At 74.8% G+C, this 25,987-nt stretch carries 19 protein-coding genes; 6 read left to right on the plus strand and 13 right to left on the minus strand.

All coding sequences use genetic code 11. The features are described 5' to 3' along the window. Positions 1 to 9: 9 nt before the first annotated feature. Together ACFVYI_RS20945 and ACFVYI_RS20950 are read left to right on the plus strand one after the other, a co-directional pair. Complete coding sequence (locus ACFVYI_RS20945; RefSeq protein ID WP_387887652.1) at positions 10 to 516, plus strand: hypothetical protein; 507 nt, start codon at positions 10 to 12, stop codon at positions 514 to 516. Further along, the gene (locus ACFVYI_RS20950; protein WP_387887655.1) at positions 516 to 4,382 is read left to right on the plus strand and encodes a LysM peptidoglycan-binding domain-containing protein; all 3,867 of its coding nucleotides are present in this window, start codon (positions 516 to 518) and stop codon (positions 4,380 to 4,382) included. The genes ACFVYI_RS20945 and ACFVYI_RS20950 overlap by 1 nt, the downstream gene beginning before the upstream one ends. A 138-nt stretch (positions 4,383 to 4,520) precedes the next feature. On the opposite strand, the gene ACFVYI_RS20955 is transcribed toward ACFVYI_RS20950, so the two are convergent. Next, complete coding sequence (locus ACFVYI_RS20955) at positions 4,521 to 5,012, minus strand: RrF2 family transcriptional regulator (protein WP_387887656.1); 492 nt, start codon at positions 5,010 to 5,012, stop codon at positions 4,521 to 4,523. Positions 5,013 to 5,123: 111 nt separating this feature from the next. Here ACFVYI_RS20955 and ACFVYI_RS20960 point away from each other — a divergent pair, with 111 nt between their 5' ends. Further along, a complete protein-coding gene (locus tag ACFVYI_RS20960; protein ID WP_387887657.1) occupies positions 5,124 to 5,855 on the plus strand; it encodes an SDR family oxidoreductase in 732 nt (243 codons plus the stop codon). Between the two features lie 173 nt (positions 5,856 to 6,028). Further along, entirely contained in the window at positions 6,029 to 6,463 is a 435-nt protein-coding gene (locus ACFVYI_RS20965) for a VOC family protein (protein WP_387887659.1), read from the plus strand. A 44-nt stretch (positions 6,464 to 6,507) separates the two neighbouring features. On the opposite strand, the gene ACFVYI_RS20970 is transcribed toward ACFVYI_RS20965, so the two are convergent. Beyond that, positions 6,508 to 7,953: a protein kinase gene (locus ACFVYI_RS20970; protein ID WP_387887661.1), complete on the minus strand. Its 1,446-nt coding sequence runs from the start codon at positions 7,951 to 7,953 to the stop codon at positions 6,508 to 6,510. Between the two features lie 782 nt (positions 7,954 to 8,735). On the opposite strand from ACFVYI_RS20970, the gene ACFVYI_RS20975 reads away from it, so the two are divergent. After that, positions 8,736 to 10,712, plus strand: coding sequence for a hypothetical protein (locus tag ACFVYI_RS20975; RefSeq protein WP_387887662.1), 1,977 nt, complete (start codon positions 8,736 to 8,738; stop codon positions 10,710 to 10,712). 549 nt (positions 10,713 to 11,261) lie between these two features. Here the strand turns inward: ACFVYI_RS20975 and ACFVYI_RS20980 are convergent. From ACFVYI_RS20980 to ACFVYI_RS20995, 4 genes are all read right to left on the minus strand, one after another. Then, on the minus strand, positions 11,262 to 12,623 hold the full coding sequence (locus tag ACFVYI_RS20980) for a S8 family serine peptidase (RefSeq protein WP_387887663.1): 1,362 nt from the start codon (positions 12,621 to 12,623) through the stop codon (positions 11,262 to 11,264). A 196-nt stretch (positions 12,624 to 12,819) separates the two neighbouring features. Then, positions 12,820 to 13,578, minus strand: a complete 759-nt coding sequence (locus tag ACFVYI_RS20985) for a beta-ketoacyl-ACP reductase (protein WP_387887665.1) — start codon at positions 13,576 to 13,578, stop codon at positions 12,820 to 12,822. A gap of 89 nt (positions 13,579 to 13,667) precedes the next feature. Further along, the gene (locus ACFVYI_RS20990; protein WP_387887667.1) at positions 13,668 to 14,855 is read right to left on the minus strand and encodes a thiolase family protein; all 1,188 of its coding nucleotides are present in this window, start codon (positions 14,853 to 14,855) and stop codon (positions 13,668 to 13,670) included. A 46-nt stretch (positions 14,856 to 14,901) separates the two neighbouring features. Further along, a complete protein-coding gene (locus ACFVYI_RS20995) occupies positions 14,902 to 16,050 on the minus strand; it encodes an acyl-CoA dehydrogenase family protein (protein ID WP_387887669.1) in 1,149 nt (382 codons plus the stop codon). Positions 16,051 to 16,195: 145 nt separating this feature from the next. Between ACFVYI_RS20995 and ACFVYI_RS21000 the strand changes: the two genes are divergently transcribed. After that, positions 16,196 to 16,903 (plus strand): TetR/AcrR family transcriptional regulator C-terminal domain-containing protein, encoded by a 708-nt coding sequence (locus ACFVYI_RS21000; RefSeq protein ID WP_387887672.1) that lies wholly within the window; start codon positions 16,196 to 16,198, stop codon positions 16,901 to 16,903. Here the strand turns inward: ACFVYI_RS21000 and ACFVYI_RS21005 are convergent. The 7 genes from ACFVYI_RS21005 to ACFVYI_RS21035 all read right to left on the minus strand — a co-directional run bounded on the left by ACFVYI_RS21005 (position 16,846) and on the right by ACFVYI_RS21035 (position 25,860). Beyond that, positions 16,846 to 17,943, minus strand: a complete 1,098-nt coding sequence (locus ACFVYI_RS21005) for a nitric oxide synthase oxygenase (RefSeq protein ID WP_387887687.1) — start codon at positions 17,941 to 17,943, stop codon at positions 16,846 to 16,848. The two genes, ACFVYI_RS21000 and ACFVYI_RS21005, sit on opposite strands and share 58 nt — an antisense overlap. Before the next feature lie 429 nt (positions 17,944 to 18,372). Continuing rightward, positions 18,373 to 19,806 carry a sugar porter family MFS transporter gene (locus ACFVYI_RS21010; protein ID WP_387887690.1) on the minus strand — a complete coding sequence of 478 codons (1,434 nt, stop codon included), beginning with the start codon at positions 19,804 to 19,806 and terminating at the stop codon, positions 18,373 to 18,375. A 115-nt stretch (positions 19,807 to 19,921) separates the two neighbouring features. Continuing rightward, positions 19,922 to 20,905 carry an L-histidine N(alpha)-methyltransferase gene (gene egtD / locus ACFVYI_RS21015; RefSeq protein WP_387887674.1) on the minus strand — a complete coding sequence of 328 codons (984 nt, stop codon included), beginning with the start codon at positions 20,903 to 20,905 and terminating at the stop codon, positions 19,922 to 19,924. A 51-nt stretch (positions 20,906 to 20,956) separates the two neighbouring features. Next, positions 20,957 to 21,694 carry an ergothioneine biosynthesis protein EgtC gene (egtC, locus tag ACFVYI_RS21020; protein WP_387887677.1) on the minus strand — a complete coding sequence of 246 codons (738 nt, stop codon included), beginning with the start codon at positions 21,692 to 21,694 and terminating at the stop codon, positions 20,957 to 20,959. Next, complete coding sequence (gene egtB / locus ACFVYI_RS21025; protein WP_387887679.1) at positions 21,694 to 23,124, minus strand: ergothioneine biosynthesis protein EgtB; 1,431 nt, start codon at positions 23,122 to 23,124, stop codon at positions 21,694 to 21,696. The genes egtC and egtB overlap by 1 nt, the downstream gene beginning before the upstream one ends. Further along, a complete protein-coding gene (gene egtA / locus ACFVYI_RS21030) occupies positions 23,121 to 24,374 on the minus strand; it encodes an ergothioneine biosynthesis glutamate--cysteine ligase EgtA (RefSeq protein ID WP_387887681.1) in 1,254 nt (417 codons plus the stop codon). Before egtA ends, egtB begins: the two co-directional genes overlap by 4 nt. Before the next feature lie 253 nt (positions 24,375 to 24,627). Further along, complete coding sequence (locus ACFVYI_RS21035) at positions 24,628 to 25,860, minus strand: aminotransferase class I/II-fold pyridoxal phosphate-dependent enzyme (RefSeq protein WP_387887682.1); 1,233 nt, start codon at positions 25,858 to 25,860, stop codon at positions 24,628 to 24,630. Positions 25,861 to 25,987: the final 127 nt, after the last annotated feature.

Genomic DNA, 25,987 nt, shown 5'->3' on the forward strand with positions numbered 1-25,987 from the left:
GGAGGGGGCGTGACGGTGCGCAGACCCGGGGGGGAACGGTGGGGCGGCCACGCCGTCCGGCGGTGGGCCGGGGGCCGGCGGTCCGGCCGGCGCGGCCGGGACCGGTCGGACCGCGGCGCGATCGCCATCTTCGTGGCGATCTGTGCGGCGTTCCTGGTGCTGATCATCGCCCTGGTGGTGGACGCCGGCGGCCGGTTGCGCGTCGCCGAGCGCACCGACGGCTACGCCCAGGAGGCGGCCCGGGTGGGCGGTCAGCAGCTCGACGAGGCCGCCGTGCTCCGGGGCGAGGGCTACAAGATCAAGCAGGACTACGTCAAGGACGCTGCCAACAGCTACCTCGCCCTGTACCACCTAGCCGTCCACGACGTGGCGTTCTCGGACGACGGTTCGTCCGTCACCGTCACGGTGCAGGCCGAGTACAAGCCGGCGCTGTTGGGCGAGCTCGGCAAACAGAAGGTCACGGGCAAGGGCAGTGCCACCCTCGTCCACGGAGTCGAGAAAGCGGAGACCGACTGATGGTCGCGCCACGTGCCAAGGACCAAGCCCGCGCCGGACGCCCGGCCCGGGGCGTGCCCGCCTCGGCGGGAGCCCGCCGCCGGCCGGCCCCGCTGCCACCGCGCCGCGGCGGCCGGGGCGGCGCCCTGCTCACCGCCGTCGCCGCGCTGATCACCCTGCTCGTGCTGCTGGTCGGTGTACCCGCGCTGCTGCTGTACGGCACCGGGGCGGTCGCCGCGATGGGCGAGGTGGCGCCGGACGGCGTCGGGCAACTGCTGACCAGCCCCGACGACGGGCAGCTCTTCCTCTGGCTGCTGGTCGTGGTCGGCTGGCTGGGCTGGCTCTGCTTCGCGTTCTCGGTACTGCTGGAGATCCCGGCCCAGCTGCGCGGGCGGATCGCCCGGCGGATCCCGGCCTTCGGCTGGAGCCAGCGGGTCGCGGCCGGCCTGGTCGGCTCGGTGATCGCCCTGCTGCCGGTGGCCGGTTCGGCCTTCGCCGCCGCACCCGACCGGGCCCCGGCCGTCGCCCAGGCCCAGCCGGGCGTCGGCGTGCAGCGGGCCGCGCTGCCCGCGGCCCAGGCCGCGCCGGCGCTCGCGCCCGCCGCCGACCAGCAGCCCACCTACACCGTCCGGGACAGCCGGCCGGCCGACAGCCTCTGGTCCATCGCCGAGCGCCAACTGGGCTCGGGGGAGCGGTGGGTGGAGATCGCCAAGCTCAACGACGGCCGGGCGATGGGTGATTCGGGACTGAGCTTCGACGCCGAACGTCCCATCCAGCCCGGCTGGGAGCTGCTGATGCCGGGTGACGCCAAGGTCGACGAGGCCAAGACCGCGCCCAGTCCGGCACCCGCGCCCGTGCCGAGCGCACCGGGTGCGCCGCGGACGGGCACCGACGGGAGCGCCGGGACCGGGCACGGCACCGTCACGGTGGCCGCCGGGGACAGCCTGTCGGCCATCGCCGAAAGGGAGTTGGGGGACGCCGAGGCCTGGCCGAAGCTCTTCGAGGCGAACCAGGGCGCCCAGGCGCCGGACGGGGAGCGGCTGACCGATCCGGACGAGCTGGTGCCGGGGATGGTGCTGACGCTGCCGGGGGCCGCGGCTCCCGCGCCTGCGCCTGCTCCTGCGCCCGAGCCCGCGCCGGCTCCGGCGCCGGCCCCGGCCCCGGCTCCCGCTCCGGCCGATCAGGCGCCCGCACCCGCCCCGCAGGCCCCTCCCACGCAGGCTCCGGCGCCCGCGCCGACCCCGGCGCCCACCGACGCCCCGGCCCCGGCCGCCCACGCCGAAGAGGCCCGGAGTGACGACTACACCGTCGCCCTCACCGCCTCCACTGTCGGGGTGCTGCTCGCCGCCATGATGGTCGGCACCGTCGCCCACAAGCGCGGCACCCAGCTGCGCGCCCGCCGTCCGCGCCACCGCATCGCGCTGCCGGCCGCCCCCGCCGCCGCGTTCGAGGCCGAACTGAAGGTCCGTCAGGACGATCGCGGCCTCGACCTGCTCGACCGCGCCCTGCGCACCATGGCCCGCAACACCGTGCGCAACGGCAAGCGCCTGCCCGCGATCGTCGCGGCCCGGATCACCCCCGGCCACACGGTCGAACTGCACCTCTCCGGCCCGGCCACCCCGATCGCCCCGTTCCGTGCCGCCCACGCCGCCAACGTCTGGTGGTGCGCGGCCGAGGCCGGGGAGCTCCTCTCGCCCTCCCAGTCCCGCAAGACCGCTGCGCCCTACCCGGCGCTGGTCACCCTCGGCAGCGCACCGGACGGCTCGGTCGTCCTCGCCGACCTGGAGACCGTCCGGCTGCTCCACCTCTCCGGCCACCCGGACGACGCCCGGGACGTGCTGCGGACCCTGGCCATCGAGCTGGCCCACAGCCCGCTGGCCGACCGCCTCCACCTGCATCTGGTCGACCTCGCCGAGGAGTTGCCGATCAGCGGGCCGGCCGCCGAGCGGGTCCACCGGCACCCCACCCTGGAGGCGGCGCTCACCGCCCTCGGTCCGCGCACCGCCAAGGCCCGCGCCACGCTGGTCGCCGCCGAGGCCGCCAGCCCGCGGGACGCCCGCAGCCGGGGCCTGGCCGACGAGTCATGGGTCCCGGAGATCGTGCTCTGCGCCCAGCAGCCCGGCGGCGAGATCCCGGCCGAACTCGGCCGCCTGCTCGACGCCCGCCCCCGGACCTGCGTCGCCGTGGTCACCCGTGCGCCCGAGCGCGGCACCGGCCCGGTCGCCCGCTGGACGCTGCCCGCCACCGGCCAGGCGACCATTCCCGGCCTGCACGTCACCGTCGAGCTCCAGCGCCTGACCGACGGGCAGTACGAGCAGGTGTCCGAGCTGCTCCGGGCCGCCGACGACAGCACCCAGCACCCCGCCCCCGCCTGGACCCTCGACGGCCCCGGCATCGATCTCGAACCGGCCGAACTCCCGGCGCCCGTACCGGTACTGGCAGCGGTGGGCGCCTCGGCGGCGTCGTTCGGGGGCGGTTTCGACAACGCCCTCGGCACCGGCTTCGACGGTGGCGGGTTCGACGGCGGCAGCGCCGGCGGCACGGACGACGGCGCCGAGGCGGCCGGTCCGCGCCTGCTCGCCCGGGTGATCGGCACCGGTGTCAGCCCGTTCGCCGGCACCGATCCGGCCGCGCCCGCCGCGCCCGGCGCCGTCGGTGGACCGGGATCCCGCTACCTCGTCAACGGCCTCGGCCGACAGGCGAGCACCCCGGCGGTGCCCCCGGCGGGACCGCCCTCGGCGACGCCCGCCCCGGCCGCCGCCGAGGCAGGCTCCGAAGGGGACTCCGCCGAGGGGGACGCCGACGAGACCACCCAGAACCTCCGGCTGCCGGCCGCGGTCGAGGCCCAGGTGGTCCTCCCCGTCCAGCCGCTGCCCCCGGCGGCCCCGGAGCCGGAGCCGGAGCCGGACGCGGAGCCCGCGCCGGTGCCGGTGCCGGAGCCGGTGCCGACGCACGACCCGGCCCCGGCATCCACCGGCGCCGATCCGAGGGTCCCGGGCCGTCCCGAGCCGGCCCCGGAGCCCGCTCCCGGCCCGGCCGCCGCCCCGGTGGCGCGCACCACCCCGGTGCGCAGCGACAGCGACGACCTGCTGGCGATCCTCCGCTCCCCGGAGGCGCACGCCGTCCGCACCGCCCCCCGGATCCGGCTGCTCGGCCCGGTGGACGTGGCCGGTGCCAACGGCACGCTCGAACCCGCCGCCCTGCCCCGGCTCACCGAACTCGCCGCCTACCTGGCGCTGCGTTCCGGCGCCGACCACGCCGCGCTCGACCACGACCTCCACCCCGGCGCGGCCCACCTGGACACCCACCCCACCGTCGCCGACGCCAAGAGCCCGCTGCCCGACAAACTCGCCGATCTGGCCGCCTGGTTCGGCACCTCGGCCGAGGGGCGGGCCTTCCTGCCCACCGACACCACCGACGGCTACGCCTTCGCCCCGACCGTCACCTGTGACTGGGACGAGTTCCGCGGCCTCTACCGGCGCGGCATGCGCAGCACCAGCGCCACGGCGGACGCCGCCCTCGCCCACGCCCTCGCCCTGGTCCGGGGAGCCCCGTTCGCGGAGGCCCCGCCCGCCGCGTACGGCTGGGCCGAGGCGGAGCGGCAGGACATGATCGCGGCGATCGTCGACACCGCCCACGAACTCGCCGCCCGCCGCCTCCAGTACGGCGACCACCGCAGCGCCGAGGCCGCCGTCTTCCGCGGCCTCGCGGTCGCCCCGGACGTCGAACTCCTGCACCGCGACCTCTTCTACGCCTACGCCTCCGCCGGCGCCCGGGACCAGCTCCTGCGCGCCGTCAACCGGCTGGACGCGCTGAGCCGCCGCACCGGCCGGGACCTCGACGCCGACACGGTGGCCCTGCTGCGGGACCTGCTCTCGGGGGCGTGAGCGGGGCAGCGGGCTCGCAGGGTCCGCGGTTTCGCGACCACCGGGTCCTCGTGGCCGGCTGTCGGGTGACAGCCGGCCACGAGGCGACGCCTCGGCGCCGGGGCCGGTCGGCCCGCGGGCGGATCCGCCGTACGGACCCTAGGGCCGACCACCCGGGCCCTCGTTCAGCCAGGCGCCGATCCTCGGCAGTGCCTCGGGGCCGCTGTCACTCTCCACCGACGCGACGAGGTCCGCGATCGTGACGGCGGCCAGGGACGCCCGCCACGCCTCCTCCGCCGCTCCCATCGCCCGGGCGATGGGGCACGGCCTCGTGCACTGTTCGGGCGGCGTCCCCAGGGGTCCGCGCCGGCGGATCTCGGTGCAGACGAACGCCGGGTCCGCCCCGTCGACGGCCTGCACCACGTCCAGCAGGGTGATGTCCTCGGCCCGTCCGGTGAGGACGTAACCGCCGGTCTTGCCCTGGGTCGAGTGCACCAGGCCCGCCCGGGACAGCGCCTGCATCTGTTTGGCCAGATAGCTCGGGGACACGTCGTGCAGTGCGGCCAGCCGGGCCGCCGGCACCGGTTCGCCGGCCGTGGTCAGCACCACGCAGCAGTGCAGCGCCCACTCCACGCCACCGGACAGCTTCATGTCACCTCCATGCGACTCGGATCCAGACTATCCGAGTATCATCATCTCGGACATGAGGTGTCCGAGTTTCCGTCGGGGGTGCTCGGCCCAGGAAGAGAAGGAAGGCACACCATGAACATCACCGTCATCGGCACCGGCCTGATCGGCTCCCAGCTCGCGACCGAGCTGACCGCGCGAGGTCACGAGGTGACCACCGCGTCGCTGTCGTCCGGCGTCGACCTGCTCACCGGAGCGGGTGTCGACCACGCGCTCGCCGGCGCCGACACCGTCGTCAACGTGACCAATTCCCCCACGTTCGACGAGCGGTCCCTCGACTTCTTCCGCACCACGGTGGGCAACCTGCTTGCCGCGGGTGAGCGGGCCGGCGTGCGCCACCAGGTCGTGCTCTCCATCGTCGGCGCGGACGAGGTCGCCGAGCTCGACTACTACCGCGCCAAGGTCCTCCAGGAGGACCTGCTGCGCGGTGGCCCGACGCCGTATTCGATCGTGCGCGCCACGCAGTTCTTCGAGTTCATGGAGCCGACCATGTCGTGGACCTCGGACGAGACCGCGGTGCGGCTGCCCGCGACCCCGCTCCAGCCGATCGCCAGCGCCGACGTCGTCGCCGCGCTCGCCGACGTGGCCACCGCGGTGCCACTCGGCGGGATCCTGGAGGTCGCGGGCCCCGACGTGTTCACGCTCGACGAGATCGGCCGGATGACGCTGGCCGCGCACGGCGACCGGCGCCCCGTCGTCGTCGACGACCAGGCGGGCCTGTTCGCCGCCGTCCGCGGAGACGTCCTCACCGCGGGGCCCGACGCCCGCGTGGCGCCCACCCGCTACCGGGACTGGCTCGCCGGCTGACCGCCCGCCGGAACGGACCCCCCGTCGTCGTCCCGTCACGTCAGCCGTGGTGCTGCCGTCCCCGCAAGGCTCCTGGATCCGTAGGTGCGTGAGCGCTGTCCGGGCGAATTCGGGTGATCACGAGCGCGGGTGACGGCCGGTGGGCGCGGGAGGTGCGCCGTACGATCCTGCTCATGGCAGCCACCATCGATCTGACCCTGGACTGCGCGGACGCACAACTCCTCGCCGGTTTCTGGAAGACGGCACTGGGCTACGTCGACGAGCCGCCGCCGCCCCCCTTCGAAACCCGCGAGGAGTGGCTCGCGCAGTTCGACCTGCCGGAGGACGACTCCGAGGACGACGGGGCATGGCTCTGCGACCCCGACGGCGTCGGCCCCCGCCTCTCCATCCTCAAGGTCCCCGAGCCGAAGACGGCGAAGAACCGGCTGCACATCGACGTCCGGGTGCCGGGGCACGGCAGCCCCGACGAGCGGTGGGCGCGGATCAGGGCGGAGTCCGAGCGGCTGGTGGAGGCGGGCGGAACCGTCCTGGCGGAGTTCGACGGGCACCACGTCGTGATGGCCGACCCGGAGGGCAACGAGTTCTGCGTCGCCGCGGGCCCGGCCTGAGGGCCCGGGCTTCGGACGGTGACCGGGCCGGGTCCGGCGGGTGCTCAGGCGCCCGGCAGACCCGGAGCCGGTGCGGGCTCCGCGATCCGCCGTGGCTCCACGCTCCGCCGTGGCTCCGCGCGCAGGTGCGCGAGGGCGTAGGCCAGGGCGAACCAGCCGAGACCGATGGCCCAGGTGAGCACCTGGAGGAGTCCGACGTCACCGAAGGTCCAGGAGGCGTGCGGACGGGAGGACAGCGCGGCGTAGAACAGGAGGCAGGGCACCGTCCAGGCCAGCGACACGGTCAGGGCGGTGCCCACGGCCCGGAGCCCGTTGCCCGGCGGGCCGGCCGACTGCCGCCGCGGACGCCGCCGCACGGCGAGCCAGGTGGCGGGTGTGCCCACCGCCACCACGAGCAGATTGACCACCAGTAACAGGACCATCCAGACGCCGCCGAGGCGGGTTTGGAGGCCCACGGTGAAGACCGCCGGGATCGCGAGCATGAAGGCGGACTGCGCCACGACCGCCGTTCTCCGTGCCGAGGGCGGCGACGCGGCGGGGGAGGCGGCGACGGGCGCGGCGGCGGACGAGGCGAGGGGCGCGGCGAGGGGCGCGGTCGGGGACGGGACCGCGGCCGTGGAGTCCGGGGCGGAGTCCGACGGTGTGCCCGGCACCGAGACCGGTACCGCTGCCTGCGCCGGTACCTGGACGTGGTCGAGGGCGCGGACGAACTCCGCCATGTCGCGGAACCGGCCGTCCGGTGCCTTCGCCAGCAGGCGCAGCACCAGCGCGTCCACGGACGCGGGCACCAGGCCGTTGAACCGTGAGGGCCCGACCGGCTGCTTCGTCAGATGCTGGTTCAGCACCGCGAACGGCGAGTCGCCGACGAACGGCGGCCGCCCGGTGAGCAGTTCGTGGAGCAGGCAGCCCAGCGCGTACTGGTCGGTGCGGATGTCCACCGACTCGCCGTCGATCTGCTCCGGCGACATGTAGGCGGGCGTGCCCAGGCTCGTACCGGTGCCGGTGAGCCTGGTCGACGAGCCGGAGAGGGCCTTCGAGATCCCGAAGTCGAGCATCCGTACGCCTCCCGACGCGGTGATCATGACGTTGGACGGCTTGACGTCCCGGTGGATCAGCCCCTGCGCGTGGCTGTACCCGAGTGCGGCCGCCAGCTGTCGGACCACGGCCAGCGCCCACTCGCAGTCGACCGGTCGGCCGCCGGTCACCCGGGCCAGGGTCCGGCCCTCGACGAACTCCATCACCAGGAACGGCTCGCCGCCGTCCTCGCCCACGTCGTGGAGCACCGCGATGCCCTCGTGGCGCAGGCCGCCCAGGAGCCTGGCCTCCCGGCGGAACCGGCTGCGGAACTCCGGATCCGCCGCCAGCGCCGCGGGCAGCACCTTGACGGCGACGGTGCGCTCCAACTCCAGGTCCGTGGCCCGCCAGACTTCCCCCATCCCGCCGGCCCCGGCCGCGGCATCGATCCGGTAGCGGCCCCCGAGCACCCGCATGGCGTTCCCCCTCCTGCCCGCAGCGGTCGCCCCGATCATAGGGGCGCCGCAACCGAGTCCGCAGGGTCTCGGGGCGGGAGGGGCGTCGCTCCCGCGACCGGCGAGCAGCCGACCGGACGCCTCGTCACAGGGGCACGGGGGCTGCGCGATCGGGTCGGGATCCTCGTACCGGAAGGGCAGCCCCGACGGCCGGGGTCGTCGCTCGGGGAGCGGCACGTGCTCCACCGGGCCGTCAGAAGCCCACGGAGAGCGGCAGCCCGCTGCTCCGGCAGCCGGGGACCGGCCGAGTGGCGCGCCCACGGCTGTTCGGGCGCCGGCGGACGCGCGGGAGGTGACGGCCGGGCGGGCCGGGTGAGCAGCGGCGTTACGACGCGGTGGGGTGGTGATCGCCCACCCGGCCTGGCTCGGGTGTGCCGGGATCTCGTAGGGTGGCGCAGACGGACGTGGTCGCAGGCGCCACGGGGCAAGGGCAGCAGACGCCGCTCAGCGGCGGGGCGGGGCGGTGACCAGAGATGGCGGAGTCGACAGCTCTCCCAGGAGGCCCCGATTCCGTCGCGGAGCCGGGCCCCCGGGACGCCGCACCGCCGAGGCTGCCACGCAATCCCTACGAGGAGCACCCACCCGGCCCCGCAGCCCTGTACGAGCCGCCGGCACCCTTCCAGGTACCGGCTCCGGCACCTGTTCCGGCTCCTTCCCCCGCCCCGCCGCCGGCTCCGGTCCCGGCTCCCGTCCCGGCTCCGGCCGCGCCGATGGCGCCGCCCACCGGATGGACCGTCACCGGGATGTCCTTCGTCGCCCCACCGCCCTCCGCCACACCACTGCCGTTCACCGTCCCGGGCGGCACCCCGGCGCACGGCACCGCCCCGGCGTCCGGCAGCACCCCCGCCCACGGCACCGCCCCGGCGCCCGGTACCACCCCCGCCCACGGCTTCACCGCCGGCCCGGGCGGCCTCGGGGCCGCGCCGCGCGGGCGGATCCTGGTGGTCGAGGGCGGCTACGGCAACTCCGGCCGCCGTACCTGGGGGCGCGGCGGACCCACCCAGGCGCCCGTCCTGTCCGCGATGCTCGCCGCCGTCTCGCCCCAGGTCCTCCTCGCGGCCGACGCGGTGGACGCCGTCCACCTCCCCGGCGCCAGCGACCCGCACACCGTGCTCGCCCACCTGCGCGCCGCCGCCCGACACCCCGGCCCGCTGCTCGTCCACCTCGGCGGCCATCTGCTCGCCGACAAGCGCGGCGGCCAACTCCACCTCACCCTGCGGGACTCGAAGCCGGGGAGCATCCGACAGGACGGCATCGCCTGGCAGTCCGTCGCCGCCGAGCTGCGGCACCGGCCCGCCGACTGGCAGACGCTCGTGATCGCCGACCTGAGTGCCGATCAGAACGCCTGGCCCTACCTCCAGGGCACCGTCTCCCCGCTCGCCGACGGCCTCCCGCTCTGGGCGGTGGTCAGCCCGGACCCGGAGCAGATCGGCACCTTCACCCGCGCGTTGATCGAGGCCCTGCACGGCGGCCGCCCGGGCGCCGACGCCGTCCTCGCGCCCGAACAGCTGCGCCAGCAGGTGTACTCGGTGCTGCGTCCGGACGTCGTCATCCTCGCCACCCACGCGCCGAACCGGCCGTTCTTCCGCAACACCGCCCGCCGAACGGACGGCGTGCTGCCGGACGCCGTCCCGTACGAGGGTCCGCGCCCCGCGGCGCTGCTGCCCCGGCCGCCGGCCCAGCGTGACACCGCGGCACCGGCCCGGCCCGCCGTGACGCTGAACAAGGCCGCCGCGGACGCCTTGCCGGCGCCCGGCTCGGTACCGGCGGCCGTGGCGGTCGCGCCGCAGCCCGCCCCGGCCGTACCCTCCGACGGCCCGGTGAACCTGCTGAAGCCCGGCGTGCCGCCCACACCCCCGCCCCCGGCCCGGCCGGTGGACCTGCTGAAGGCCTACGCCTGGCGCCCGTCGGCGACGGCGGGCGTGACCCTGGGCAAGGGCCGCCCGGCGGCTGTGGCGCCCGTGGACGAGGTACCCGTGGACGCGGCGCCCCTGGACGTCGCGCCGGCCGATGCGCCGTCGGCCGAGGTTTCGGCCGACGTCCCAGTGGCCGCGGAGTCGACGGCCGGTGTGCCCGCCGCGGAGCCCGCCGCCGTCGAGCCCGAGCCCGCCGTCGAGCCCGAGCCCGCCGTCGAGCCCGAGCCCGCCGTCGAGCCCGAGCCCGCCACCGTCGCCCCCGAGGAGCCCGAGCCCGCCACCGTCGCCCCCGAGGAGCCCGAGGTCGCCCCCGAGCAGATCGCCCCGGAGGAGCCCGCCTCCGAGGCCCCCCAACCCCCTCGCGACGACTACCGCGAGGTGATCGGCCGCATCGTCCGCAGCGCCGACGCCGGGGACCACGCCGCCGCCACCGATCTCGCCTTCGCCCTCGAACTGGAGGCGATCGCCGAGCACGGCGCCGTCTCCGCGCCCGTGCTCCAGGTCCGGCAGGTCCGCGCACACGTGTGCCGGCTGGCCGGGAAGTCGGTCGAGGCGGCGGACATCTACCGCGAGGTGGCCCTGACGCTGCTGCGTTCGCAGGGCCCCGAGCACCCGGACACCCAGCAGGCGGCCACCAACGCCGAGGCGTGCTGGCGGGCGATCGCGGACCGGGCGGAGGCGATCCGGATCGCCCCCGAGATCATCGAGCTGCGCGCCCACCTGCCGGGCCGTGACGGCCGCAAGCTGCGCGCCGCCGAACGCTACCTGGCCCAACTCGCGGCCCCGCGCCCCGAAACCCCCTGACCCCGGTCAGCGAGTTGAATGCCTGTTCCCGCCGGGCGCTTCCGGCGCGTCCTTGATCGCCTCCCACGGCGTTCCGTGGGAGGCGACGGCAGTTGGCCGAGGTCGACCCGATGGGGGAGCGGCGTGGTGAGGCGAAGTGTCAGGATCGTTCTGCTGTCCATCGGGGTTGCAGGCGCGGTGGCGGGGAGCATGGGTGTGCTGGGGGCGAGGTCGGACTCCGATGCCGGTCGGGTCACCGTGTGGCAGCCGGAGAGTCCGATGACCTCCGAGGAGGCGGAACGCTTCTGGACGCCCGAGCGGATCGATGAAGCGAACAGGAACACACGCTTCCCGGGCATGGCTCGTCCCTAGTTCGGCGAGCCACGCCCGGGAGCTCGGTCACCCTTGTCTGTATGCCTGGGGTGCCGCCGGGATCGCTCCCGGCGGCACCCTCACGCGTGCTCGGCCTGCGGACGAGTGCACGACCACGATCCTGTGCAGACGATCCCGGGCCGGTGGGGCCCGGTCGGGGCTCCAGGATCACGTGGGCCTTGGCCCAATGGGGCCCCGCTACCGGCCCGCGAGGGCGTGGACGAACCGGGCGCCGTCGATGGTGCCGAGGCCGCTGGCGAGGTCGTAGCCCTTGGCGGCACGGTAACCCGTCACGGTGTCCCAGGAGTTGTCGCCCGCCGTCACGTCGACCAGGCCGCTCCACTGCTGCGGGAGCAGGGAGAGGCCGTAGAGGCGCCAGTTGATCTGGCCGAGGCGGTGGCCGGCGAGCTGGTCGGCGAGGGCGACGACGCCGGAGAAGACCGGGGTGGCCTCGCTGGTGCCGCCGGTGAGGTGCCAGCCGGCCGAGGTCGGGTCGTAGGACTCGTAGGTCCAGGCGGCGCCGTCGACCGCCGCGCTCATGCTGAGGTCGGGCGTGCCGCGGTGGTTCCCGGTGACGCCGGCGACGCCGGCCTGGTACCAGGGGCGTTCGAAGACGGCGGAGGTCCCGCCGCCGCCCGCGCCGTAGTGGTCGTGCCACACCTGGTCGGGCCCGGTGCGCCGGCCGGCGTCGTCCAGGCTGAGCTGGGTGCCGCCGACGGAGGTGACCAGCGGGTCGGCGGAGGGCCAGGAGTTGACCTTGTGCGGGTAGAGGTCCTCGCCGTTGGTCTGGTAGTCGGTGTCGCCGGTGTCGCCGGAGGCGGCGAGGACGGTGACGTCGTGCGCGGCGGCCTCCTGGAAGGCGTACCGCAGGCCGGTGATGGAGCTGAAGTCGCCCTTGTCGAAGCCGGGGAAGGTGTTCTCGGTGGCGCCGAAGCTCTGCGAGACGACGTCGGCGCGGCCGGCCTTGACGAGGGCCTTCTCGGCGTCCATCATCTCGGGCAGCCCGGTCGTCCCCTCGGTCTCGGAGACGCCGGTCTCGACCAGGATGATGTGGGCGTCGGGGGCGACGGCGTGGGCGTACTCGACGTCCAGGGTGCTCTCGCCGGCCCAGCCGGTGTGGTCGGGGTTGGTCGGGTCGAAGACCGGGACGTCACCCCACCTGACCACCTCGACCTGGGTGTCCGGGATGCCCCACTGCTTGTCGAAGACCTCCAGGTCGTGCTGGATGGTCGGTGAGCCGAAGGAGTCGACGATGACGATCGTGCGGCCCTTGCCGGTGATGCCCTCCCGGTACAGCGGGTCGAGGTTGTAGGCGGTCCGGTACTGCAGAGGGGAGTAGCAGTGGATGCCGATCTCGCTGACGCACTGCGAGGTGGGCAGGGGTGCGTTGCGGCCGACGGCGCTGATGTGCCCGGCCGAGGCGGGGCGGACGTGGACGCCCGCGAGGCCGGTGGTGGAGGCCGGGTGGGCGGCCGGTACGGCGAGCGTGCCGGCCGTGAGGGCGGTGGCCCCGACGGCGAGCAGGGCCAGGGCGCGGCGGAGGGTGGCGGGGCTGCCCATGGGGCTCCTTGGGACGCAGGGCCCGACCGGTCCGGTCGGGGCGGTCCGGCCATCCCATCGAGAGCCGCATGATCATGCCATAGTCATTTCGTACCCGTGGGCATGGTCGCGCATGGCCACCGGAAAGGGTAAAGGCCGTCCCAGGCGAAGGTAACCCACCGCCGGGGACGGCCTTCTGACGAAACGTCAGTGACGATCAGCGCGCCCCACCGTTGACGTACAGCGTCTGCCCGCTGACGTAGGAGGCCTCCTCGCTGGCCAGGAAGGCGACCACCGAGGCGATCTCCTCCGGCCGGCCGACCCGCCGCAGCGGCGTCCGCGCGGAGACCTCCGCCTGGTGGTCCTCGGCCGTCGCGCCGACCCGCTCGGCGGTGGCGGCGGTCATCGGGGTGGCGATGTAGCCGGGGGCGACGGCGTTGACGTTGATGTTGAACGGGCCCAGCTCGATCGCCAGCGTGGCGGTCAGGCCCTGGATGCCCGCCTTGGCGGCGGCGTAGTTGGCCTGGCCCCGGTTGCCCAGCGCCGAGCGCGAGCTGAGCGAGACGATCTTGCCGTACTTCTGCGCCACCATGTACTTCTGCGCCACGTGGCTGCAGTTGTAGGCGCTGGTCAGATTGACCGTCAGCACCGTGTCCCAGTCGGGCCTGGTCATCTTGAAGAAGAGGTTGTCCCGGGTGATCCCGGCGTTGTTCACCAGGATGTGCACCCCGCCGAGGTCCCGCGCGACCTCGGCGAAGACCGCCTCCACCGCGTCGTAGTCGGCCACGTCGCAGCCGTAGGCCCGCGCGGTGCCGCCCTTGGCGGTGATCTCCTCGACCGTCCCGGCGGCCCGCTCGGCGGTCAGGTCGACGACCGCGACGGCCGCCCCCTCCTGGGCCAGCAGTCGGGCGGTGGCCGCGCCGATGCCCTGCGCCGCACCGGTGACGACGGCGACCTTTCCCGTGAATCGGGTCACGGCAACTCCTTCGATCTCGACTTCGTTGGGAGAACGGGACGGCGGCCACGGGCTGTCGGCCGCCGGGGCCGGGTGCCGGCCGTCGGCGTTCAGGCGGATTCGATCAGGACGGCGGTGCCCTGGCCGACGCCCACGCACATGGTGGCCAGACCGCGCCGCGTGCCGTTGCGGCGCATCCGGTGCAGCAGGGTGGTGAGGATGCGCGCGCCGGAGCCGCCCAGCGGGTGGCCGAGCGCGATCGCCCCGCCGGTCGGGTTGACCAGTTCGGGGTCGAGGCCCAGCTGGTCGATGCTGGCCAGCACCTGTGCGGCGAAGGCCTCGTTGAGTTCGGCCTCCTCCAGCTCGGAGACCGACCAGCCGACCCGGCCGAGCGCCTTGCGGGTGGCGGGCACCGGGCCGACGCCCATCACGTCCGGGTGCACCCCGGCCGAGGCGCCGGCCACGTACCGGCCGAGCGGCTGCAGGCCCAGTTCGCCCAGGACCTCCTCGCTGACCAGCACCAGGCCGGCCGCGCCGTCGTTCATCGGCGAGGCATTGCCGGCCGTCACCGTGCCGCCCGGGCGGAAGGCCGGCTTCAGCCGGGCGAGCTTCTCCGGGTCGGTGTCCTCCCGGATGCTCTCGTCCTGGTGGACGGTCACACCGTCCGGCCGCTCGACCGGGATCAGCTCGGCGTCGAAGTGGCCGTCCTTGCGGGCGGCGGCGGCCAGCCGGTGGCTGCGGAGCGCGAAGGCGTCCTGGCGCTCACGGGTGATGCCGTACCGGGCGGCGACCTCCTCGGCGGTCTCGCCCATCGAGAGCACGCCGTGCAGCTCGGCCATCCGCGGGTTGGTGAGCCGCCAGCCGAGCCGGGTGTCGAAGGTCTCGATCCGGTGCGGCAGCGCCTCGTCGGGCCGGGGGAGGACGAAGGGGGCGCGGGTCATCGACTCGCAGCCGCCGGCCAGCACCACGTCGGCCTCGCCCGAGCCGATGGCCCGGGCGGCCAGGGTGACGGCCTCCAGGCCGGAGGCGCAGAGCCGGTTGACGGTGGCGCCGGGGACGCTGTCGGGCAGGCCGGCGAGCAGCACGGCCATCCGGGCGGCGTTGCGGTTGTCCTCGCCGGCCTGGTTGGCGGCGCCCCAGTAGACGTCGTCGATCCGGGCCGGGTCGAGGGCGGGGACGTCGGCGAGCAGGGCGCGCAGCACGGTGGCCGAGAGGTCGTCCGGGCGGACCGTGGCGAGCGCTCCGCGCAGCCGGCCGATGGGTGTGCGGCGGGCTGCGGCGAAGTAGACAGGACGCACGTCGTCGGGCTCCTTATCCAGTGGGGAACGGATGCTCTGAGGGATGTCAGAAGGCGTTGACGCCGGTGAGCGAACGCCCGATGAGCAGCTTGTGGATCTGGCTGGTGCCCTCGTAGAGGGTCATCACCCGCGCGTCGCGCAGGTACTTGCCGACCGGGTACTCGTCGATGAAGCCGTAGCCGCCGAAGACCTGGAGCGCGTTGTTGGCGGCCCGGACGGCGGCCTCGCTCGCGTAGAGCTTGGCGACGGAGGACTCGGTGGCGAACGGCAGGCCGCGCTCGATGTGGTCGGCGACCTTCCAGGTGAGCAGCCGGGCGGCCTCGACGTCCACCGCGATGTCGGCGAGCAGTTCCTGCACCAGCTGGTGGGAGGCGATCGGCCGGCCGAACTGCTCGCGCTCGCCGGCGTAGTGGACGGCGGCCTCCAGGCAGGCCCGGGCGATGCCGACGCAGCCGGCCGCGACCGACATCCGGCCCTTGGCCAGTGCGGCCATCGCCACCGTGAAGCCCTTGCCGACCTCGCCGAGCCGGGCTTCGTCGGGGACGCGGACGGCGTCGAGGGCGAACTCGGCGGTGGCCTGGCCGCGCAGGCCGAGCTTGCCGTGGATCTCGGTGCGGGTGAAGCCGGGCAGGTCGGTGGGGACGAGGAAGGCGGTGATGCCCTGGCGGCCCGGCCCGCCCGTGCGGGCGAAGACGAGGGCGAGGTCGGCCCACGTCCCGTTGGTGATGAACATCTTGGCGCCGCTGATCAGCCAGTCCGTACCGTCCCGGACGGCCCGGGTGGTGAGGTTGGCGGCGTCCGAGCCGGTGCCGGGCTCGGTGAGGGCGAAGCAGGCGAGCGCCTCGCCGGAGGTGAGCCGGGGCAGCCACTGCCGCTTCTGCCGCTCGCTGCCGTAGCTGTTGATCGACTTGGCGACCAGGCCGAGCGTGACCGAGACGATGCCGCGCACGGCGGAGTCGCCCCGGCCCAGTTCCTCCAGGGCCAGGCAGTACGCGAGGTGGTCGCCGCCGCTGCCGCCGTACTCCTCGGGGACGGTGAGGCCGAGGAGGCCGATCGCGCCGAGCTTGCCGATGACCGCCCGGTCGACGGACTCGGCGCGGTCCCAGGCGGCCGCGTGCGGGACGATCTCGCGGTCGGTGAAGGCGGCCGCGAGGTCCCGGAGGGCGGCCTGCTCCTCGGACAGCTCCAGATTCATGACGACACCTCGTCGGGCTTCGGCGGACTCTTCGGTAAACTAGCGCTGCAAGTTTTACCGGGACTGTAACCCCGACCGGGCCGCACTGGGAAGAGGCGCCTGCCAGAATCGGTCCTCACCCCACTCGACCGGAGGAACCGCGACGATGGCCCGCCCGCGCACCCCCCTGCTCAACCGCGAGCTCATCGTCGCCACCGCGCTGCGGCTCATCGACGCCGAGGGGCTGGACGCGCTCTCCACCCGCCGCCTGGCCACCGAACTGTCGGTCAGCGGGCCGTCGCTCTACAACCACGTCGCGACCAAGGACGAGCTGCTGGACGCGGTGGTGGACAGCGTGATGGGCGAGGTCGACCTGTCGATGTTCACCGCCGGGGCGCCCTGGCCGCAGGCGCTGCGCGACTGGGCCCGCTCCTACCGGGCCGCCCTGGCCGCGCACCCCAACATCGTCCCGGTGCTCGCCCAGGGCCCCGGCCGCCGCCCGAACGCGTTGCGGCTGGCCGACGCCGTCTTCGGCTGCCTGGTCGCGGCCGGCTGGCCGCGCGGGCAGGCCACCCGGATCGGCGCGCTGATGCGGTACTTCGTCACCGGCTCGGCGCTGGCCTCGTTCGCGGCGGGCTTCCCCGAGGACGCCGGGCTGTACGACGCCGCCGACTACCCGCACCTCGGCGAGGCCCACCGGCTGGCCGAGCACCGCGGCGCGATCGACGAGGGCGCCTTCGAGACCGGGCTCGAAGCGCTCCTCGACGGCTTGCGGCTGCGGTACGAGCGGACGGTGGACGGGCCGGGGCAGCGGCCTCACCAGGGCTCGCGCACCACGAAGGCGGGGCGCAGCGACGGGTCCACCGGGTCGTAGTAGCGGTGGTAGACGGGGGTCAGCCCGCCGGAGACCGGGGGCACGATCCAGCTCCAGTCGGCGGGGGTGGGCCGCCCGAGCCGCTTCTCCTGGGCGACGTGCTTCAGGAACCGCTCCGACTCGGTGTGGTGGTCGGCGATCGTCACCCCGGCCTCCTGGAACGAGTGCAGCACCGCCACGTTGAGCTCCACCAGCGCCCGGTCGCGCCAGAGCGTGCGGTCGCTGGAGGTGTCCAGGCCGAGCCGGTCGGCGACGGTCGCCAGCATGTCGTACCGGTCGGCGTCGGCGAGGTTGCGGGCGCCGATCTCGGTGCCCATGTACCAGCCGTTGAACGGGGCGGTGGGGTAGCGGACGCCGCCGATCTCCAGCGTCATGTCGCTGATCGCGGGCACCGCGTACCAGCGCAGGCCCAGCTCCGCGAACCAGGCGTGGTCGGGGTGGGTGAGCTCGACCTCCAGGGTGGTGTCGTCCGGCAGTTCGTACCACTCGGGCCGGGCGCCGGCCCGCTCCTGCACCAGCAGCGGCAGCACCTCGAACCGCTCCTCGCCGCCCTTCCAGCCGAGGTCCCGGGCCCGGGCGGCCAGTTGCGCGCCGGCCGGGTCGCCGACGAAGCCGTGCCCGGCGGGGTGGCCGGCGTAGCGGACCAGCTGCTGGTTGAGGATGCGGGCGGCCGGGCGGCCGGGGCGGTCGGGGGCGAACACCGAGACCACCGGGCGGATCCGCCCGCCGTTGGTGGCCACCCGCAGGTGCTCGAAGCACTCGGTGGCGATGTCGTCGGCCGAGGCCAGGTGTCGCAGGTCCCGCACCACCAGGCTGCGCCAGTACAGCCGGCCGATGCAGCGCGCCGCGTTGCGCCAGGCGAGCCTGGCGCCGTAGGCGAGTTCGGCGGGCGTGTGCTGGTAGGTGCCGGTGAGGTCGATCTCGTCCAGGACGGCCAGCACCCGCCGGGTCGGGTCGCCGGCGCCGGGCTGCTCGCGGTGGAACTGGCGGACGAAGTCCGCGGCCGCGTCGGGGTCGGTGAAGTGCTCGACGTCGGGGATCGCGTCGGGATCGGCGGCCGCGTCGGGGTCGGCGAACGGGTCGGTGCGGGGCCCCGCGCCGAGCCGGCGGCCCGGGTCGACGAGACGCGCCGGACCGGCGGGCCCGACGTCGACGCGGTGCTGGACACCGGTGCCGTGCACGGTGGCGGGCAGGGGCTCGGGCCCGCGCGGCGGCCCGGCCGCCGGGTGCGCGTGGGCGAACGGGCAGCCGCCGACCGGCGCCGGTACCGGTGCTGCCACCGGTGCCGGCGCGGGGCGACGGGTGCTGCGGATGCTGCGGGTGCGAAGCCGGTCGAAGATCAAGGACACATCCCTCCTGCCGAACAGGAGTACCGGAGGTGTGCACCCGGCCGCAGAGAGTGAACGATTCGGCCCCCGCACCGGCGTCAACAACGCTAGGGTGCGGAGGCCGAAGGTCCGACTGTCGGATCAGCCCATGTCCTCCAGTCGGACGCCCTTGGTCTCCTTCATGTACTTCGCGACGAAGACCATCGACAGCGCCGCGAAGGCCGCGTAGACCAGGTAGGTCGCCGAGAGGTTCCAGCGCGAGAGCGAGGGGAACGACACCGTGATCGCCCAGTTGGCGATCCACTGGGCCGAGGCGGCGACCGAGAGGGCGGCGGCGCGGATCCGGTTGGGGAACATCTCGCCGAGCATCACCCAGACCACCACGCCCCAGGACATCGCGAAGAAGAGCACGAAGGCGTTGGCGGAGATCAGCGCGACGGTGCCCTGGAGGTCCGGCAGCGAGACGTCGCCGCCGCTGCCGGTGGCCGAGGAGAACGCCCAGCCGCAGGCGGCCAGCGCGACGGCCATGCCGGCCGAGCCGATCAGGGCGAGCGGCTTGCGGCCGATCCGGTCCACCAGCAGGATCGCGACCACGGTGCCGAGGATGTTGATGACCGAGCCGATGAAGCTGATCAGCAGCGAGTTGCTCTGGTCGATGCCGACGGACTGCCACAGGATCGACGAGTAGTAGAAGATCACGTTGATGCCGACCAGCTGCTGGAAGACCGAGAGGCCGATGCCGACCCAGACGATCGGCAGCAGGCCGAACCGGCCGCCGAGCAGGTCGCCGAAGCGCGGCCGGTGGTCGGAGTCGATCAGGCCCTGGATCTCGGCGATCCGGGCGTCGGTGTCGGAGTCCTTGCCCTCGACCTCGCCGAGCACGGCCCGGGCCTCGTCCAGGCGGCCGGCCGAGATCAGGTAGCGCGGGGACTCGGGGATCATCGAGGAGAGCACGAAGTAGACGGCGGCCGGCACGACGCAGATGCCGAGCATCCACTGCCAGGCCTCCAGGCCGAGCAGCCGGCCGCGGGTGTCGCCGCCGGCGGCGTCCGCCAGGACCCAGTTGACCAGCTGCGAGATCGCGATGCCGAGGACGATCGCGGCCTGCTGGAAGGAGGCCAGCCGGCCCCGGTAGCGGGTCGGTGCGACCTCGGCGATGTAGGTCGGGGCGATCACCGAGGCGATGCCGATCGCCGCTCCGCCGAGCACCCGCCAGCAGGCGAGGTCCCAGGCGGAGAACGGCAGCATCGAGCCGACCGCGCTCACCGCGAAGAGCAGCGCGCCCGCCTTCATCACCTTGATCCGGCCGTACCGGTCGGCGAACCGGCCGGCCAGCGCGGCACCGACCGCCGAGCCCAGCAGCGCGGACGACACGATCAGGCCGGTGACGCCGTCGCCGACGCCGAACCTCTCCTGGATGCCGGAGACGGCGCCGTTGATCACGGAGCTGTCGTAGCCGAACAGGAACCCGCCGAGGGCTGCGGCGGCGGTGATGAAGACGACGAAGCCGAGGCGGTCGGAGGATCGGGCCTCCGCCGCCACGGGCTCCGAGGGCTGCTGGGTGACGCTCACGATCTTGACTCCTGGTACTCAACGCTGAGCTTGGTAGCCGAGATCGTAACCCGTCAATGTTCAAGTGTTGTACGTGGGATGCCCGACAAGTCCCCTTGCTTATTAGTAAAGTGAACTGTCAAACTTGAGTCTCCACCGGAGAGGCCAGCGAGAGTCCGAACCGGCCCTCCTCGTCCGTCCACCAGTGGCTCAGCCGCAGGCCGGCCGCGGCCAGCTCCTCGGCCACCCGCTCCCGGCGGAACTTGGCCGACACCTCGGTGCGCAGCTCCTCGCCCTTCTCGAAGTGGACCGGCAGGTCCAGCGCAGGGATCTTCACGGTCTGCTCCTGCAGCGAGCGCAGCCGCATCTCGATCCACTCCCGCTCCGGGTCCCAGAGCGCCACGTGCTCGAACGCGGTCGGGTCGAAGTCGGCGGACAGCTCCCGGTTCAGCACGTTGAGCACGTTGCGGTTGAACTCCGCCGTCACCCCGGCCGCGTCGTCGTAGGCGGCCACCAGCACCCGCGGGTCCTTGACCAGGTCGGTGCCGAGCAGCAGGAAGTCGCCCGGGTCGAGCGCCGCGCGCAGCCCGCGCAGGAAGGCCGCCCGCTCGGCGGGGAGCAGGTTGCCGAGGGTGCCGCCGAGGAAGGCGACCAGGCGCGGTCCGCCCTCCGGCGGCAGGCCCAGCCGGGCGGTGAAGTCGGCGAGCACCGCGTGCACGGACAGCCCCGGGTACTCCCGGGCGAGCGCCTCGCCCGCGCCGGTGAGCGCGCTCTCGCTGACGTCCACCGGGACGTAACTGTCCAGCGTGCCGAGGTCGCGCAGCGCGTCCAGCAGCAGCCTGGTCTTCTCCGAGGAGCCGGAGCCCAGCTCCACCAGGGTGCGGGCCCGGGTGGCGGCGGCGATCTCGCCGGCCCGGGCGGTGAGGATGGCCCGCTCGGCGCGGGTCGGGTAGTACTCCGGCAGCCTGGTGATCTCCTCGAACAGCTCGCTGCCCCGGGCGTCGTAGAACCACTTCGGCGGCAGCCACTTGGGATCGGCGGTCAGCCCCTGCTGCACGTCGTGGTGCAGGGCGGTGCTGAAGTGGTCGGCGGGCAGCAGTCGGGTGAGATCAAAGGTGCTCATGACAGATGGATCCTCTGTTCAAAAAGTGAAGGGGAGAGGAGCGGCGGAGATTCAGAGCGGGCGGACGGCGAGGCCGTCCGGGCCGGCCAGCAGCAGCGAGCGGTCCGGGACGACGGTCCAGTCCGGGTGGTCGTCGTAGGGCTCGGAGGCCACCAGCACGCCCGCACCCGGCAGGCTCCGGTGGTGCAGGGTGTCGCCCCAGGCGGTGGCGGCGATCGCGCGGCCGTCGGTGAGCAGCAGATTGAGCCGGCCGGTGGTGTGCGCGGCCACGTCCGCGACGGTGCCGGCCAGCGCCTCGCCGAGGTCGGCGCCATCGCGCAGCCGGCGCAGGGCCAGGCCCCAGAGCAGCGCCGAGTCGGTCCGGGCCGGCAGCTCCAGCAGCTCGGCCGGGGTCAGCCGCCCGGCCAGCGCGTCCAGCTTGTCCGGCCAGCCGGCCACCGCGCCGTTGTGGCTGAACAGCCAGCGGCCGGCGGCGAACGGCGCGGCCGCGTCCTCGCCCGCCGCACAGCCCTCGGTCGCCGAGCGGACGGCCGCCAGCAGCGCCCGGGTGCGGATCACCCGGGCGAGGTCGGCGAACGAGGCGTCCGCCCAGATCGGCCCGGCCCGCCGGTAGCGGGCCGGCGTCTCGTCGCCGTCCGCGTACCAGCCGAGGCCGAAGCCGTCGACGTTGACCGTGCCGTACTGCTGCGCCCGGGGGGCCCAGGACTGCCGGTGCAGCCCGAACGGCGGCTCCACCAGCAGCTCCCTGGGCGTCACCGGCTCGCCGAGGTAGGCGAGGTGGCGGCACATCAGTCGACCGCCACGTCGGCCGCGGTGCGGAACCCGGCGAAGATCTGCCGCCGGATCGGGTAGTCCCAGTTGCGGAACGTGCCCCGGCAGGCCACCGGCGCCACGGCGAAGCAGCCGCCGCGCAGCACCTTGTACTCGGGGCCGAAGAAGACCTCCGAGTACTCCTTGTACGGCCAGGCCCGGAAGCCGGGGTAGGGGTCGAGGTCGCTGGCCGTCCACTCCCAGACGTCGCCCATCAACTGCCGCACACCGTACGGCGACCGGCCGGCCGGGTAGCTGCCCGCCGGGGCCGGGCGCAGATGGCGCTGGCCGAGGTTGGCGTGCTCCGGCCCGGGCGGCCCGTCGCCCCAGGGGTAGCGGCGGGAGCGGTCGGTGGCCGGGTCGTACCGGGCGGCCTTCTCCCACTCCGCCTCGGTCGGCAGCCGCCGCCCCGCCCATCGGGCGTAGGCGTCCGCCTCGTACCAACTGACGTGCAGCACCGGCTCGTTCTCGGGCACCGGCTCCACCGAGGCGAACCGGCGGCGCAGCCACTGGCCGCCCTCGCGGTGCCAGAACAGCGGGGCGCTCAGCTCGGCCCGCTGCCGGTGCTCCCAGCCCGCCGCGGTCCACCAGCGCGGGTCGTCGTAGCCGCCGTCGGCGATGAACCGCAGGTACGCGCCGTTGGTGACGGGGGTGGTGTCGAGCCGGAAGGCCGGCAGGTCGACCCGGTGCGCCGGGCGCTCGTTGTCCAGCGCCCAGGGCTCGGTGTCCGTCCCCATGGTGAACGGGCCGGCGGGGACGAGCACGTCGGCGGGCAGTGCGGCCGCGTCCGCCGGTGCGGGCGGTGGCGGGGGAGCGGCCAGCGCGGGCTCGCCGCGGCGCAGCTGGTGGGTGATCAGCATGGTCTCGTCGTGCTGTTGCTCGTGCTGGGCGATCATGCCGAAGGCGAAGCCGGCGTCCAGCAGCGGGGTGCCCTCCAGCGGGCTGGCCTCCAGCAGGTCGAGGACCCGGCCGCGGACGTCGTGCGCGTAGGCGCGGGCCTCGGCGGGCGGCAGCAGCGGCAGGCTCGGGCGTTCGGCGCGCGGGTGCTCGAAGGCGTCGTAGAGCGGGTCGATCTCCGGGCGCATCGGCTCCCGGCCGCCGATGTTGCGCAGCAGCCAGAGTTCCTCCTGGTTGCCGATGTGGGCGAGGTCCCAGACCAGCGGGGACATCAGCGGGGAGTGCTGGGCGGTGAGGTCGTGGTCCTCGACGCAGTCGGTCAGCGCGGCGGTGCGGGTGCGGGCGGCCAGCAGCTCGGTGGCGATCGCCTCGCGCAGGGCCGCGGGCGGCAGGTCGGCCGGTGAGGTGGGGGCGGCCGGGGCGGAGCCGGGTACGGCGGTGGCCGGGGGCGCGGCTGCGGGGCCGGTCGCCCCGGGAGCGCGGGAGCCGGTCGGGCGGGCGTCGTCGATCATGGTGCGGCCTCCTCCGGGGGAGTGCGTCGGGTGCCGGAGCGCAGGGCGTCCAGCTGGTCGTCGGCCGGGCAGCGGCCGCGCGCCGGGTAGCGCTCGGCGAACTCGGCGACGGCGGTGCGCAGCCGCTCGGCGCCGGGCAGGCGGCCCAGCGCGGCGTCGGCGGCGGCGAAGCAGGCGAGGGTGGCGCGGCGCAGCGCGGGGTCGGCCACCGCCAGGGTGGCCGCCCGGCGCCAGGCGTCGCTGCGCGGAGGGCGCGGGCCGTCGGCGCACTCCAGCGGCTCCAGCGCGGCCAGCGCGGTGTCGGCGGCCGTCGGGTCGTCCAGCAGCGCGGTCACCAGGGCCGTGGGGACGATCCAGCCGTCGCCGGGCTGGGCGTCGATCATCCGCAGCTCCAGGTGGCCGTGCGGGCGGACCGGCGGGAAGAGCGTGGTGCGGTGGTAGTCCAGGTCGGCCAGGGTCGGCGGGCGCTCGCCGGCGCCGCGCAGCCAGTCGGTGAAGGTCAGCCCGGCCGGCGCCGTCCACGGCAGGCCGTCGGGGCGGCGGATGCAGAGCACCTCGGCGTCCAGCACGTACCTGGTCCAGGCCTCGCGCGGATCGCCGTGGTCCGGGGCGGGTGCGAGGGTGCGGGTGGGGTCCATCCGGGACCAGACGATCTGCCGGGTGGACCGGTGACCGGTCGGCTTGCCGTCCAGCAGGGGGGAGTTGGCGAAGGCGGCGACCAGGACGGGACCCAGCCGGTGGGCCAGGCGCCAGCGGCGGTCCAGCGCGTGCGGGCCGTCGGCGGCCCCCGCGTCCAGGCAGACCTGCACGGAGGCGGTCCCGGTCATCATGATCCGGCCCCAGGGCCCGGCCGAGTCGAAGAATCGTTCCATCGCCAGGTAGCGCGGGTGGTCCAGCACCATCTCACGAGGGCGGGCCAGGGGGTCGGTGCCGGTTCCGGTGAGCCGCAGACCCTGGGCCGCGAAGGCGGCCCGCAGGGTGGCGAGATCGCGTCGGGTGTCGTCGACGCAGGCGGTGAGGCCGTCGGCGGGCGGGGAGCTGAGCTCGACCTGTCCACCGGGTTCGAGGGTGAGGCGGGCACCGGAGGGGAGGGACGTCCCGTCGGCGCCGCCCAGCGGCAGCGATTCCAGTGCGGCGTGCAGCCGCTCCGTTAGGACGGGGCGGGTCGGACATCGGTCGTCGTGGACGAACCACTCGACCTCGACACCGACCAGCCGGGGCGGTCCGATCTTGAAACAGACACCGGCCATGTGGCGACGCGCCGTCGATTCGGTCAGTGGAGTGACCGTACCGGGGGGCGGATCGGCGCCCTGCCGGGCGGTCGGGCTGGTCGTGCTGGTCGGGCGAACGGGTATCACCGGACTCACCATCCTCGGGATCACGATTGCGGCCCGGTCTACCCTGCCCAGTCTGCTACGGACCATGCCGGGGCGCTCCGCAAACATCTTGTGAAGAGAAGTCCTCGCAGGTCAGAGGTGGTGCAATCGGGTGATTACGGGCCGTTCAGAGCCGTTTCAGCCGCTCCAGGGCCTGCGCCAGCACCGGCTCCGGCAGCGCGTAGTTCAGCCGCAGCGAGCCCTCGCCGCCGGGGCCGAAATCGGCGCCGTCGGAGGCCTCCAGGCCGCACCGCTCCAACAGCGCCGCCCGGGCGCCGACGGCCGGCAGGCCGAGCGCGGCGGCGTCCAGCCAGAGCAGGTAGGAGGCCTCGGGCGCGGAGCGGACGGCGGTGCCGAGCAGGCCGGTCAACCGGTCCCGGGCGGCGGCCAGGTGGTTCAGCAGGGCGTCCAGCCACGGGCCGCCGCGGCGCAGCGCCGCGCCCTGCACCACCTGTTCCAGCAGCCCGCCCTCCCACAGGCCGTACCCGGCCATCACCCCGGTGATCCGCTCGCGCAGCGCCGCGTTCGGGACGAGCGCGAAGCAGCTGGGGACGCCGGAGGTGTTGAAGGTCTTGCCGACCGAGTTGAGCGTGACCGTCCGCTCCCGGTACGGGCCGGCCACCGCGACGGCCACCGGGTGGCGGTGACCCGGGTGGGTGAGGTCGCCGTGCACCTCGTCCGAGATCAGCACCGCGCCGGCTCGCGCCGCCGCCCCGGCCAGCGCGCGCACCTCCGCCGCGGTCCAGACCCGGCCGGACGGGTTGTGCGGGCTGCTCAGCAGCACCGCCCCGGCCCGCTGCCCGGCGAAGGCGTCGAGCGGCAGCCGGTAGCCGGCGGCGTCCCGGGCCAGTGGCAGCTCCCGGTACGGCAGCCCGGCGGCCCGGCAGAGCTGGGCGAAGCCGCCCCACTCCGGCGTCGGGAACAGCACCGGCCCGGCCGGGCGCACCGCCTCCAGCAGCAGGCGGACGGCGGTGCGCGGCCCGAACGGCAGCAGCAGCACCCACGCCGGGTCGATCTCCTCCCGGTGCCGCTCCCGGTACCAGCGGGCCACCAGCGACCGTCCGGCGGGATCGCACACGGTGTACCCGTAGGCCGGGTGTCCCGCCCGCCGGCGCAGCGCCGCCGCGACGGCCGGCGGGCCGGGCAGGTCCATGTCCGCCAGTCCCATCGCGATCACGCCGGCCGCGCCGCCGCCCGTCCGGGCCCACTTGCTGCTCCCGGTGCCGGCCCGGTCGAAGGGCTGCTCGAAGAGCCGGCCGAGGGAAGGGTCGAGGGGAGGCGCGGGGGAAGGGTCGAGGGGAGTGCCGAGCGCAGGGCCGAGGGGCCGGCCGGGGCCGGGTTCGTCCGACGGGGTCGTCATGGCGGGCCTCCCGGGCGGCGGTGGGGTCGGTCCCGGCCACGCTAACCGCCCGGGGCCGGCCGGTCACCAGGCCGCGGGCACGCACGGGACACGGGGAAGGGCGGCACTCATGGGACTGCGCGAACGG

The organism is Kitasatospora sp. NPDC058218 (genome assembly GCF_042882445.1).
GTDB lineage: Bacteria > Actinomycetota > Actinomycetes > Streptomycetales > Streptomycetaceae > Kitasatospora.